Origin of the sequence: Pelosinus sp. sgz500959 (assembly GCF_042610375.1) — a bacterium.
GTDB lineage: Bacteria > Bacillota > Negativicutes > DSM-13327 > DSM-13327 > CTSoil-075.
The window spans coordinates 55,957-70,652 of sequence record NZ_JBGJZL010000005.1; the positions used below are offsets into that span (position 1 = coordinate 55,957).

General features: G+C 38.6%; 8 protein-coding genes and 1 tRNA gene. 8 read left to right on the top strand and 1 reads right to left on the bottom strand.

Annotated elements, in window-relative coordinates:
* Positions 1-50: 50 nt before the first annotated feature.
* Positions 51-147: transfer RNA gene (locus tag ACAN52_RS09295), tRNA-Sec, on the bottom strand.
* Between the two features lie 277 nt (positions 148-424).
* Between ACAN52_RS09295 and selA the strand changes: the two genes are divergently transcribed.
* The 8 genes from selA to ACAN52_RS09335 all read left to right on the top strand — a co-directional run bounded on the left by selA (position 425) and on the right by ACAN52_RS09335 (position 14,696).
* Positions 425-1,825: an L-seryl-tRNA(Sec) selenium transferase gene (gene selA / locus ACAN52_RS09300; protein WP_378954420.1), complete on the top strand. Its 1,401-nt coding sequence runs from the start codon at positions 425-427 to the stop codon at positions 1,823-1,825.
* Positions 1,822-3,705: a selenocysteine-specific translation elongation factor gene (selB, locus tag ACAN52_RS09305; RefSeq protein ID WP_378954421.1), complete on the top strand. Its 1,884-nt coding sequence runs from the start codon at positions 1,822-1,824 to the stop codon at positions 3,703-3,705. The genes selA and selB overlap by 4 nt, the downstream gene beginning before the upstream one ends.
* A 277-nt stretch (positions 3,706-3,982) precedes the next feature.
* Complete coding sequence (locus ACAN52_RS09310; RefSeq protein ID WP_378954422.1) at positions 3,983-5,671, top strand: methyl-accepting chemotaxis protein; 1,689 nt, start codon at positions 3,983-3,985, stop codon at positions 5,669-5,671.
* A 44-nt stretch (positions 5,672-5,715) separates the two neighbouring features.
* Positions 5,716-6,699, top strand: a complete 984-nt coding sequence (locus ACAN52_RS09315; protein ID WP_378954424.1) for a TRAP transporter substrate-binding protein — start codon at positions 5,716-5,718, stop codon at positions 6,697-6,699.
* 192 nt (positions 6,700-6,891) lie between these two features.
* Positions 6,892-7,464 (top strand): hypothetical protein, encoded by a 573-nt coding sequence (locus tag ACAN52_RS09320; protein WP_378954425.1) that lies wholly within the window; start codon positions 6,892-6,894, stop codon positions 7,462-7,464.
* A gap of 538 nt (positions 7,465-8,002) precedes the next feature.
* Entirely contained in the window at positions 8,003-9,406 is a 1,404-nt protein-coding gene (locus ACAN52_RS09325; protein WP_378954427.1) for an S-layer homology domain-containing protein, read from the top strand.
* Between the two features lie 226 nt (positions 9,407-9,632).
* The gene (locus ACAN52_RS09330) at positions 9,633-11,942 is read left to right on the top strand and encodes a methyl-accepting chemotaxis protein (protein ID WP_378954428.1); all 2,310 of its coding nucleotides are present in this window, start codon (positions 9,633-9,635) and stop codon (positions 11,940-11,942) included.
* 33 nt (positions 11,943-11,975) lie between these two features.
* On the top strand, positions 11,976-14,696 hold the full coding sequence (locus ACAN52_RS09335; RefSeq protein ID WP_378954429.1) for a chemotaxis protein CheW: 2,721 nt from the start codon (positions 11,976-11,978) through the stop codon (positions 14,694-14,696).

Consider the following 14,696-nt stretch of genomic DNA (forward strand, 5'->3'; position numbering starts at 1 on the left):
ATAATAAAAAGGCTTCACAGCAGAAATGCGTGAAGCCTTTATAATTTATGTGGCGGAAACGTGTAGGAATCGAACCCACCTAGGACAAGTTAATGCCCCACAAACGGTTTTGAAGACCGCAGAAGCCACCAGACTCCATCCGTTCCCAGTTTAAGATAATGATTAATTATATCATTAGAGTTTATAATTGTACATAATTTTGGAAGATCATTTTCCATGAAATACTCTCAAATATGTATTTTTTTACAAAAAAGAAGGGAATAAACTTACTAGATAGAAATGATTAAAAGTAGATCTTTGTAAACATAAAGAAAGAATTTATTTCGATAAAATTTTTAAATTAATCAATGTTATATATCCTTAACGGCGAAAATAAAATAAGTCTAAACACATCTAGAGAGTGAATTTTTAGCAGGGAGGCACTATGGAAAATAATAGGCTTACAATGCGCGATATACCATCAATAGAATGTCTATTAGGGCTATTGATAAACCAACCTGAATTAGGAAATTTTTCTCATGATATTATCGTTGATAGGCTGCGATTCGTGGTGAATGAAGCCCGGGATAAGTTAAGGGAAAATCAGGTGGCAGACGTTTCATTAAATCATTTAGTGAATAGAGTAAAGAGTGAATTATTAACATTAGGTAGCTGCAGTTTGCGTAAAGTCGTCAATGCTACAGGTGTGGTACTACATACGAACTTAGGCCGCGCGCCTTTGGGGAAAAGTGCGGTACATATGGTAAATGCGATCATGTCAGGGTACAGTACCCTTGAATATAATGTAACAACAGGTGAGAGAGGGAGTCGCTATGCTCATGTCGTTGATAAACTCTGTGCATTAACAGGTGCTGAAGATGCCATTATTGTTAACAATAATGCGGCAGCAGTGATGCTCGTATTGTCAGTATTGGCTAAAGAGCGTGAGGTTATTGTGAGTCGTGGACAGCTAGTAGAAATCGGTGGCTCATTTAGGATACCAGACGTATTAAAACAAAGTGGTGCGCGGTTGGTGGAAGTTGGTACTACAAATAAAACTCACATAGCAGATTTTGAACAAGCCATCACTGATCATACAGCGGCTATTTTAAAAGTGCATACCAGTAATTATCGTATTGTCGGTTTTACAGCTCAGCCTGATGATAAGGCATTAGTCTTACTTGCTCATCGATATGGAGTACCTCTTGTAGAAGACTTAGGCAGTGGTACATTTAGAAATATAGAGGTGAATGGTTGGCATGAGCCGACTGTCAGTGAGTGCTTAGCATCAGGCATTGATGTAGTCACATTTAGTGGTGACAAACTGTTAGGAGCAGGGCAAGCTGGCATTATTGCCGGTAAAAAAGAGTACATCAAGATGATGAAGAGTCATCCACTTTTGCGCGCTATTCGGATTGATAAATTGTCATTGGCGTCTTTGGAAGGTACACTGGTCGATTATTTGACAGGTGATGTATGCAAGGATATTCCTGTGCAGTACATGTTAAGTAGGCAGTCTGACGACTTAAGAGAACAGGCATGCACACTAGCAAATAGGCTGCAGCCCCTTAGGTCATATGGCTGGTCTATTGAGGTTGTACCATTGATTTCTCATGCTGGAGGCGGAACCTTGCCTGAGGTAGAGTTTGGGAGTTTTGGTGTAAGCATTATGGCCACAGATCACAGTGCCGCTATGTTAGAAAAAGCCCTTAGGAGAAATAGTACTCCTATTATTGTGCGTATACAGGCAGAGCGGATATTACTAGATGTACGTTGTTTAGCAGTAGAAGATATGGTAATTATTGAAGCGGCTTGCAATGGTATCGCGAAAGGGGAAATTTTGTGAAATATATCATTATCGGTACTGCAGGTCATGTTGATCATGGTAAATCAGCGTTAATTAAAGCATTAACCGGTACAGATACTGACAGGCTTAAGGAAGAGAAGGCACGAGGAATTTCCATTGATTTGGGATTTGCTACCATGAATTTGAATGACGAGATCATGACAGGCATTGTTGATGTACCTGGGCATGAACGCTTTTTGAAAAATATGTTAGCAGGTACAGGCAGTATTGATTTGGCGATGCTCGTTATTGCTGCTGATGAAGGCGTTATGCCTCAGACCAGAGAACATTTGGCTATGTTACATTTTTATGGAATACAGCATGGCATAGTTGTTATCAATAAAATCGATAAAGTCGATGAAGAATGGCTAGAACTCGTAGAAGAAGAAGTCGGTGCAATGCTTGCAGATACTTTTTTAGCAGGTGCGCCCCTATGTCGTGTTTCAGCTATTACGAGGGCAGGACTTGATGAATTAAAAGAAAAGTTGCTAACCGTAGCAAGAGAAGTAGTGATGCGTGATGGAATGGCTCCTTTTAGGTTGTGGATTGATCGGGTATTTACAATGAAAGGTTATGGAGCTGTTGTCACTGGATCCGTGCTCAGCGGTACTGCTAATATTGGTGATACCTTGACACTCTATCCATCAGGACAACTGGTGAGAGTGCGTGGTACTGAATTTCATGGACAAAAAGTAGAGGCTGTTTATGCTGGACAGAGGGCGGCTCTTAATCTAGTAGGTGTGTCTACAAGTGAAATTTCTCGAGGTATGTCTCTTAGTCATGAAGCCTACGGGCAGATCAGTACGATCTGGGATGTAATGGTTAATCTAGAGCAGCCTATAGAGAGTGGTACAAGAGTAAGATTGCATTTGGGGACAGGTGAATTTTTAGGACGCGTTTATTTATTTAAGGATAGTACTTATCATTATATGCGACTTATAGTAGAAGAACCTTTGGCCGCCAGTGCTGGTGATAGAGGTATTATTAGACTGTATTCACCGCAGATTTTATTAGGTGGTATTATGCTGATTGCACCATGTAAACAGGCTCGTAGAATTAGTGAGAATCGGAGATTGTTGGGACAGGCCTTACTGGAGCAGAGTGTATATCATATTGTATATGGAATTTTGGTTGAAAATGATGGACTTATGTCTGATGGGGAAATTAAGAGACAAGCTGGATATATCAATAAAAATCAAGTGAATCAAAGCTTAGAAATACTCAGAGCCGAAAACAAAATCATAATGTTAGAACAGTTTTTTATAGCGAGAAGTTCCCTATTGGCATTAACTCAAAAATGCATTGAACTATTAGATGCTTTTCATAGGAATCAACCCGAGCGAGCCGGTTTATCAAGAGAAATCTTGAAGCAAAAACTAGGATTGCCAGATAAAATTTTTGATAAAGTGATAGCATACTGGAATAAGGAAGGTACTTTGCTAAGTAATGGTGGCGATATTGCCCTGCAGTCACATGCGATAAAATATAGTGATTGGTGTAATAAGTTGCTTCTTACATGTGATCAAGTCCTATCTGATCCTGATTTTAAGACTATCGATGTTGCTATGCTCGGCGAAAAACTCAATTTATTACCAGAAAAGGCGAATGTAGTTTTTAACATGTTACTCAGTAAAGGTCTATTGATACAAGTGGATACTGTCTGTATCTATCAGAAAACAATGCAAGATACAATTAGAATACTTAAGAACTATTTCCAGACTCATGAAGAAATTACAGTAAGCCAATTACGTACAATGCTTAATACATCCCGCAAAGTCGCATTGCCCCTCCTCGAATATTTTGATATGAATAAGTATACAGTTCGTATAGGAGATGTGCGCCGTCCAGGTATAAAAATAATGGATTCTAGAGAAGGGTGAATCCATTATTTTTATGCATAATTAGAAAGATCCATCAGCCGCATTGGTTGATGGATCTTTGTCATGTCAGAACAAAGGTGAAGGTGGTATTATGACTTTGGTTTTATAAGAATCCTTTACAGTGATATACTAGTATGGTAATATAGTAATGGAAAATACGGAAAATTATAGAAATTTGTAAAAAATTAAAAGATGTATGAGGATTGATTTTCAAAAGGGGAAACATGAAAATGATCAGGCTTAAAAAGTGATTTTGAAAGCGTAGGGTGGGAGCGAAATGAGAATCTCAATTGGGAAACAAATAATCATGACATGTAGTGCAATTATTGTGGGCTTTATTTTAATGGATACTTATATGTATTATAACTTTAAATCGATTGAACATGATTACAAAATAATGGTTCGAGAATCCACACAATTTACGGGAACAGTTAAGGATATACGAGCAGAACTGTGGTTGCGTAATACCAATATAAGAAATTATATTTTAACAGGAGATCCAAAATATCAGCAGATGAGTACAAATTCCCAGCAAGTCATTAATGGGAAGGTGCAAGAACTAGAAACTGCAATGACGTCTCCACAGGCGCAAAAGGAAATTGGTATCCTTAAATTAGCTCTAGCAGAATATAATAAAATACTGTCGATGGGGAGTGACATGCGGGATAAATTAGGAATTGAAGCGACATTGAAATTTCTAACTGCTTCTGGAGAAAGGTCAGCCGCGATCGCAGAAATCATTGACGATTTCGTATTATATGTAGGTCATGAAACAAATAGTAAAATTGCAGATCTCGAAGTGGGACAGCAGCGGATGATCATGATTATAATCGCATTGAATGTCATTTTACTTACATTTACACTGGTAATATCCTTTTGGCTTGCGCGACGCATAGCGCGGCCACTGGCTAGCATGGCACAAGTAACAAGCCGGATTGCTGGCGGAGACTTACGTAAACATGAAATCAGTTACTGTGGAAACGATGAAATCGGAGACATGGCATATGCCGTTGGAAATATGATAGACGGTTTGCGCGATATTATCCACCATGTGGTTGTTACGACTGAACATGTTGCGGCAGCGAGTGAACAATTCAACCGAGTGTCTGAGCAATCAGCACAAGCGGCTGGGCAAATTGCCGAAGCAACAACCAACGTTGCACTCGGAGCATCTGACCAGACTGAGGAAGTTGGACACGTCGTAGAAACTGTGCAGGAAATGGTGACAGCGATTAGCAACGTTGCTGACAATGCGAGCCGAGTCTCAATAAAATCAACAGAAACGGCCCAGATTGCCATGCGAGGCAGTGTAGCAGTTGATGATGCATGTAACCAAATGCAAGTAATTAATCATTCGGTCAGTAAGTCGTCTCAGATGATACAAGAGCTTGGTATAAGTTCACGACAAATTGGCGAAATTGTTCACGTTATAAGCAATATTGCAGGACAAACAAATTTACTAGCTCTTAATGCAGCAATTGAGGCCGCCAGAGCAGGTGAACATGGACGAGGTTTTGCTGTAGTGGCTGAAGAAGTGAAAAAACTAGCAAATCAATCCCAAGAAGCGGCGAAAACCATTAGCGATATTATTCAGGAAATACACTGTAAAATAGATTCTGCAGTAGAGATGATGGAAGATGGTAATAAGGATGTTCATAGAGGGACTGAAGTGATGTCAGACACGGGGGTGCAGTTTGGTAATATTGTAAGATTGATTCAGGAACTTGATGGACAAATCAGGGAGATTAGCGGTGATGTTGAAAGAGTGACATCCTTTAAAGGGAAGGTATTCAATTCAATAGGGCAGGTTAAAGAGCTAGCTAAAAATACTCAGTCAGAAAGTCTTACTATTTCTGCAGCGACGGAAGAACAACTTGCATCTATGGAAGAAGTATCTAGTTCTGCTCGACAACTCGCTGATAAGGCCGATAGTCTAAAGGAAATGGTAAGTAAGTTTCAGTTATAAGTAAAGGATCTAAAGATAGCAATCGTGGATTCGGAGGTGGAAGTATGAGGAAAAGAACATTTTTGGTGTTATTGGTGATATGTCTTATGGTTGTAGCTGGCTGCAGTACTGTAGGAAAAAACGAAATAACTAAAAAGATAAACTTAAAAGAGAGTGAACTTCATCCTAAAGAGTATCCTACAACGCAAGCTGAACTATACTTAAGCAAATTACTAGAAGAAAAAAGTGGTGGCCGTATAAATTTAAAGGTATACCCTGGCGGGCAGTTAGGGCAAGGAAAGGTTATTCAGGATGCTATAAATGCAGGAATTATTGATATGGATCGATCGGGAGTTGAGGCCTACGCAAAAGTGATACCTATGACAGAGACTTTTATCATGCCCTTTCTATTTCGGGATGAATCCCATGTCTGGAAAGTGCTTGATGGTCCAATTGGAGAACGGTTGGCTCAAGAATTTGAAAAACACGATATTATCATATTAGGCTATTATGCGGCAGGAGCACGTAGTTTTTATACTTCAAAACCAGTAACTACCGTAGATGATATTAAGGGAATGAAAATTCGTGTCATTCCCAGTGACTTATTTAAAAATATGATGCAGGCACTGGGAGCTACCGGAGTAGAAATATTATTTAATGATATCTACCCAAAAATTCAAACGGAGGATGTAGACGGAGCTGAAAACAATTTACCGAGTTACTTAACGGGAAAACATTATGAGCTAGCTCCTTATTTAGTTTTAGATGAACATTTATTTATACCGGAATTTTTGTATGTCAGTAAAAAAACGTGGAATTCACTAAGTCCAGAAGATCAAAAACTTTTAAAAGAATGTGCAACAGAAGCAGCGAAACTTCAGCGTAAATTATGGGCGGAGTTTGATCTAAAAGCAATGAAAGAACTAGAAAGTAAAGGCGTAAAAATAATAAAACCCAATAAAGAACCTTTCCGTAAGGCAATGCAATCCTTGTATGATAAATATCCACAACATAAAGAATTGATTAAAGAAATTCAAGCTGTCAATTAATTAAATTTGAAAGTAAAATAAATTTTTAAGTCACGAATTTCGTGGCTTTTTTGTTTTGTAGATTTTGAGAAGAGTGAGTTATTTTCACTAAATAATAAGTGGATTTTTTTATATCACAAGGGATTATTTTAATAATGGAGAAGTTTATTGAATGAAGGTGGAGCAGATTAAGAGAATAAAGGAGTGAGTCATTTGTTTAAGAAACAATTGTTTCGCATAGTTCTATTTAGTTGGTTATTTCTCATCGGTTCTCATACTTGTTTTGCATACGATGTACAGAAGGTTGCTATATTACCTGTGCTTTATAGTCATGACATTTCAATCAATAAGGACGTCGAAAAAATCATTACAAACGCTCTCGTCCGTAAATTTCATATGCCATTATCAAAGATCATAACTTTTTTTGAGATTATCCCCGAAGCAGATGTATTGGCTGCATTGCCTGTTCAATTACAGGAGAAAAAGAAAAGCAAGATTGACAATAATCTGCTTGCCGATGTTGGAGGTAAGTTGAATGCGGATATCGTAATCGCAGTTGAAATAAAAGCTTATCGGTCGGATTTAAGAATGAGTTGGAATGGTGACCGGATAAGAGATACTGACTTAGTCATGAAAATCATAAGTTACCATCGCCCATCAGGGAAATATACAGAAGAGCAAGACCATGAATTTTATTCTGGCGCTGATATACCATGGGGGCAACCTGAGTATATTGCCGACCATATGATCGATAGATTACTCAGCAAAATACCGAATTATCGATGACCGATTACAGAAAACATTCGATCAGATATATAGCTAGAATACCAAAAGATGAGCTTAGCAGGCTCGTCTTTTTTTTACGTAATCCAAAAGTATAACACTTTCTAGGGTTCAAGTAGGGGCAATTAAGACTTTGGTCTGCGCTGAGGCTTTAACAAAGTCAAATTTTATATTATTCTTTTAAACGTGATTATATGATGTGTTGATAAACGGATGTAGTTATAGTCACGATACTATTATGATTTTATTTTAGGCATGCTGGGTACAAAACAACAAAAAAATAGATTGCAATATGTATACATTGACAATGTTGTGTTATAATGGATAAACCATAGTCCTTAAAGAGGAGACATTTATCTGAAACGTGAAAAGGTGTCAACTCATCAAGCAATTTTTTTAATTAATGAAAGGAAGAAAAAAAGAAGTATTCAGGTTCTTTTCAGTAACATACATAGAACCTTTTCAATCTTCTTGGGCTATGGAACAGTTGAGAGTCTATAGAGACTTACATTAACAAAAATCTGAGGAGGTAAATTTATTTATGAAGAAGACTCTCGTGATCCTTTTGGCATTGGTATTCGTACTAGGCATTGCTGGTACAGCATTCGCTGCCAATCCTTTCGATGTCCCACCGAAGCATTGGGCCTATGAAGCAGTTTCCAAACTTGCTCAAGATGGCATTATCGATGGCTATAGTGATGGGGCTTTTCGTGGTGACCAAGGAATTAATCGCTATGAAATGGCTCAAATCGTAGCCAAAGCAATGACGCATGCCAGCAAAGCTGATGCTAGTAACAAAGTCTTAATTGACAAGCTAGCAGTCGAGTTTGAGAGTGAACTGCGGACTCTTGGTGCGCGTGTTTCGAAATTGGAAGATAGAACAACTAAGTTAGAAGCAAAATCCAATTTTAAGATTGAAAGCGAAACCTTGATTCAATATCAATCGGATAGCCCGCCGGCTGGTAAAGCAAAACTTCAAGGTAACGATCAACTTTCGTGGAGAGAGCGATTGTATTTGAGCGCTGCTGTGAATGAAAACACTACTTTTGATGCTCGTCTTCAAACTACGATTGGTAAGTTTGGCAGTAGCGGCGTTCCTGGTACTGGTAATACGATCGAGATGGATCGCGGTTATTTTACTACCAAAAATGTCTTGGGTTTTGATAAAGTGATGTGGGGACGTCAGCCTCTTCTTTTCGGTCAGGGTGGACTTTATTGGAGAACAGGTAACCATGATGGGGTTACACTTTTCAAGAAATTAGATAAGTCCTTAGACTTTCAAGCTGGTGTCTATGTTGCTAACCCTCAATCAGACAGTCCAGTTCAGGGCGAAAGCAACGAATTCCAATATGCAGGTCTTGGTTATCAAGTATCTCCTAACTTGAAAATTAACGGTTCTTATTACAACAACAACCAAAAACTAACACAAGGAAGTTCCCTGTATAATTATGGATATGACCAAAGTAAAGGCTGGGATGTTAGCTTTGCTAATAAGATCGGTGCTTGGACACTGATTGGTGAATATGTCAGCACAACGTTAGATAATCCTGTAGGTGCTGCCTCTAATCCTAAGATGTATGCATTCCAAATTACGAATGGAACAAACTTGCCATCTTATTTCTATCCTGTACAACGATTTATCGTTGATTATAAGAAACCTCATACAGATGCTTTCGCCCTTTCATATCGCAGTGTAGAAAAAGGCGCTGTTCCGAATGGTGACGGTTTTGCATTTGGCAAAGTGGGTACATCACCTCTTTACAAATTCAACGGTAATGCGGTTAATGGTTCAGCAATGGATAATCTAAAAGGCTATTTCTTCACTTATGAAAATGTTATTGCTAAAAACATTGTTCTATCCATTGAATATCAAGATCTGAAAGTCAAAGATAGTGGTGCTTCCTTCGACAAGGCGATCACATCTTCTCTGCAAATGGTGTTCTAGATTTAATAAAATAGTGAATGATTGTAATGAGTAATAGAAAGTGGAAAGGTCTCCGTAAGGGATGACCTTTCCACTTTATTGGTAAATAGAAATAAATTATAATAAGGAAATTATATCCTAAAGTAAAAAAGGATTATCCATTTCTTGCGAGAATAGATTTTATAATTCGACATATTTTTAGAATGTTTTAAATTTTTACATGATCATTAAAGGAAGGGAGGAAAATATGTTTAAATCCATCCGTCATCAATTTATTTTCATGAATAGTGCCTTGATTGTATTTGCTATTGTGGTATCAATGTCCGTTAGTTACTATTTGATTTCCTCGGGGTATGAAAAAAATATTAAACAGACCAATACAGTCATGGCGGAAAGTTTAGCATCTAACATCGGTCAATTCATGCAGAATGCTTACAACCTTAATGCCCAGCTTGCTGTAAATTCCGATATGATTGGTAATGATGGGGAAAAACAAAAAAAGATATTGGAGGATACAGCAAAGCGCTATCCGTTTTTTCAGCTACTTGTAAGTCATAAACTCAATGGTGATCAAACTGCGAGGTCTAGTGGGGCACTCGCCAACCGTGCTGATCGTTGGTGGTTTAAAAAATTTGTGAATGAAAAAAAATCCTATATCACTAAATCTTATTATTCCGTTTCTGGAAATATGGCCGTTACTACCGCTGTAAATGGCATGTATAGCGGCGATAATCTAGTCGGCGTGATGATGGCCGATATAGAAACGACGACTCTTCAACAAATGGTAGAAAAATATAATTTTGGAATGGGTAGTTATGCTTATCTTTTAGATGGGGAAGGAGTTGTAGTTGCTCACCCTGATAAAGGCCAAGTTGCAGAATTATATAATTATAAATCACAAAAGAAAATTATATTAAAAAAAGATACCCAGGGCAACATTATCAGAGATGAAAAAGGCAACGAGCAAACGGAAGAAGTTGATTTTACAGTTCCTGTCACCCTAAAAAATATTATTGATAAAGTCACTAAAGGTGAAATCGGAGTTGGAGAATATACTGACGGCAACGGCGATGAATATATTTGCGCCTATCGCAGTGTTCCTATGCCTGGCGGCTCAGATCCTTGGAGCTTAATTATGGTACAGAAAAAAAATGCTGCATTAGCATTTATTAATAGCGTTGCAATGAAAAATATTTTTATCGGTATCGTTGTGATCTTAATTTCTGCACTATTTTCTTACTGGTTTTCTAATCGGGTCACAAAGCCCCTTATTGAAATTGTCGGTGCCACAGAACGTATTAAGAATGGTGACCTTACAGTACGGGTTGATGTTAGCTCGAATAATGAAATTGGCATTTTGGCTCAAAATTTCAATAAGATGGTAGACGATCTTCAAGATATGATCAAGGACATTGTTAATTTAACGGTGGAATTACAAGGTAGTGCAGGAAATTTGGTCGATATTGCATCCAATGTAGCGGCAAATAGTCAAGAGATGAGTGCCACTGTTAGTATGGTCAGTAGTAATTTAGAACAAATATCCGCCAATATTGAAGAAACCGCTAGTTCTACGGAACATGTTAGTTATAATGTTAAAGCTGTTAGCGAATTGGCTAACGAAATGTCCTTAACTTCAAAGGAGTCAGTCCGAGCATCAGAAGGTGTAGCAAAAGAAGTGAAGCAAGTTAGTGTTGTGATTGAAGAGGTTTATCGTAGCGTCAATAGTGTAGCAATGGTTGCTAATGAAGTGGCAGCTTCTTGTAATCGCTCTATCGACATTACGATGGAAGCAAAAAGTCGGTCTCTTGAAACAACTGACATTATCCAAAAGTTAAGTGTTTCATCGAAACAAATCAATAAAATTGTAGCAATCATTGGTCGTATCGCTGAACAGACCAATATGTTGGCATTAAACGCAACCATCGAAGCGGCTGGTGCTGGTGAAGCTGGCAAAGGATTTGCCGTCGTTGCGGCGGAGGTAAAGGAATTATCGAAAAGAACGGCGGAAGAAGCCAGTTTGATTGCTAATCAAATTGAAGAAATGCAAGACGATATGATAGCGGCCGTAGACGTTGTGAAAAAGATTACGGATGTAATCGCCGAGACAATGGATATCACTCGGACCATTGCTTCAGCTGTTAGTGAACAGTCAAAACAGGTAGGTGATATTTCTAGTGCTATTGCGGTAGGAGCTAATCAAGTAACTTCGATCAGCAAGGCAATCAGTGATGTTGCTGGTAAGGCTGAACTCGTTTCAAAGAGTGCGACAGAAGCGGCAAATGGAGTTGAAGCCATGTTTCATACGACTGCCGATATTTCCTGCAAGGCTGTAGATGTTGCACACAGTACAGATGAAATGACTTCATCCATGGGGAATATTTCTCAAGCTACCCAGGAGATTGCAAAGGGAAGTCTTGATATTTCCCAAAGTATGCAAGAGGTTGAAAAAGCAATTACGGATACAGCAATAAAAGCTTCAAAAACCAGTGAGTGTGCTTGCGATGTAGGGGAAATAACTGATCGCTTGGAAATTCTGGTGAAGAAATTTAAAGTATAGAAAGACAAATTTGAGTGGCGGTAGGTGATCGGTTTGGAGCAGGATAGAGAACTCCTTAATGAATTTGTCATTGAAGCAAAGGCACATATTGCAGAAATAGAAGCTGGTCTCTTATATATGGAAGGCGGCGAAGAAAATGATGAGATTGTCAATGAAATTTTTCGTGCCGCTCACAGTATAAAAGGTACTGCCAGTTTTTTTGAACTCGATCGTATCGTCGAATTATCTCATATCATTGAAAATTTATTTGGTGAGTTTCGTGAGCATCGATTAGAAGTAAGCTCAGAAATGATCGATGCCTTATTATCAGCCACTGATGTCTTGAAAGAACTGATCAATCATCCAACTGATAGTCGAGGCTATGATATTAGCGACCATATGAGCGCCATCAAATATTTTTTAGATTCATCCCAGAATCAGATAAGTCCGTTAACGGAGCGCTCAGGAGCTCTTTCGGCCTGGGAACTGTGGGATCAGATTAGCCTATCTGATGAGCAGGTTAAAGAAACCCCGACTTTAATTCCCGATGAATTAATTGATGAGCCAGTAGAGCAGACTGCTGCTAGAGAGGCCATTGTAGCGCTGCCGATCTTAAAACAGCAAGAGGGTGTTCCTAAGGGGGATAAACTTAGCGGGAACATGACAGAAGATACTGTTCGGGTTAATGTCAGTTTGTTAAACGACTTACTCAATCTGGTCGGTGAAATGGTTCTACGGCGTAATCAATTGCTGCGAATTGCTAAAGACTCTGGTAAAGAAGTAGCTCAGTTGGAAATGGTAGCTCAAGGCATTAACGAACTGACTACTAAATTACAAAAAAAAGTCATGAAAAGCAGGATGCAACCGATTGCCAATGTTTTTAACAAGTTTCCTCGTATTGTGCGGGATATGTCTCGGAAAACAGGCAAGGAAGTTGATTTGGTCATGCAAGGGATGAATTTTGAGCTAGATCGTTCGTTGATTGAAGCATTAGTTGATCCCATTACCCATTTAGTGCGCAATGCCCTTGATCATGGCATTGAACTGCCAGATGTTCGGAAAATGAAAAATAAACCTTTAGTTGGTTCCCTCCTTCTTAGTGCTTATCCAGAAGGAGGGCGCATGGTTGTTGATATTTGTGATGATGGTGGCGGTATTAATTTAGAAAAAGTGAAAGACAAAGCGGTAGAAAAAGGGCTTATTAATAAAAAAGAAATTGCTAACATGTGCGAAGGCGATATTTTCAATTTTATTATGGCGCCAGGCTTTTCCACAGCAGAACGAGTGACGGATATTTCTGGTCGTGGTGTTGGTATGGATGTGGTAAAGACAAATATTGAGAAATTAGGCGGGAAGATCGAAATTCTTTCTGACATAGGAGTCGGGACAAAGTTTCGATTGATATTGCCTTTGACTTTAGCCATTATTTCTGCATTAATCGTGGAGGCGAACGGTCAACTGTTCGCCATACCACAAGATGATTTGAGAGAATTAGTATTAATTTGGTCTCAGGAAACGAGTGGAAATCGAATCGAATTTATCCATAACCGCCCAGTATTACGTCTTCGTGAGGGATTAATACCAATTATACGATTGAGCGAGGTAATGGATGAGAAAATCTGCTGTGGAGTAAAAGAAAAATTTGACGATTTTGTTGATGACGATCAAGTTCTCCGAATTTTAATTGTAAAATCGGGCAGTTCTTCATATGGGTTAATTGTAGATTCTGTTTATGATATGGAAGAAATTTTGGTGAAGCCACTTTCAGTTGTTATCAGTAGCTGCAGTCTTTATTCGGGTATGACTGTCTTAGGGGATGGAAGTATTGCGATGATCCTTGACACTGGTAGTTTGCGGTTTTATGGTGGAATTTGTCTTGCAGAAGATAAGATGGGATTAAGGGATGTTCGAGCAACAAAGACAATTGATGAAGAACAACAGTATTTATTATTGTTCAAATGCTCTGGTGGGGAAATGCTTGGTCTAGATCTCGGGATGGTGTCGAGAGTTGAAGAAGTGGATGTGTCTCGCCTGCAAAAGATCGGTTCAAAATATTATTTTTCCTTCCAGGGACAGACAATCAGAGTGATTAGGCCTGAGCATTATTTACCTATTTCACAAAAAAAGAATAAGCCTTCAAAGGTCTATATTATATTGCCTAAATTGGTAAGCCATGTTATTGGGATTATTGCTGAAGAAATACATGATACGATACAGACAAGGGTTTCAATGGACAAAGATGGAGTTTGTGGCGTTGGTATCTTAGGATCGACACTCATCAACGATACAGTGGTTACTTTATTGAATCTACATGTACTTTTTGCTAAAGCGGCGCCCGAGTATTATGCTCATCATTTTAGTTCTCCAAAAAGTGAAAGGGAATATTATAAGAGTGGAGTCGGAGACGATAAAAGGACTACGATTCTTCTTGTGGAAGATACACCATTTTTTTTGAAGGTGATTAAAAGCTATCTGGAAAGTGACGGTTATGAGGTCATTACTGCTGAGAATGGGCATGAAGCTTTGGAAAGATTGAACCAAACTCGGGTAGATGTGGTAGTCAGTGATATTGAAATGCCGATTATGACTGGCATAGAATTGGTTCGAGCCATTCGGGATAACGAAAAAATAAAAAATCTACCAGTCATTGCTCTTACTTCCTTAACAGGGGATGCAAATAAAGAAAAAGGACTGCGGGCCGGTTTTGATATATATGAGTATAAACTAGATCGGACAAGGTTACTGGATAGTCTGCGTGATGTGTTACGAAAATGA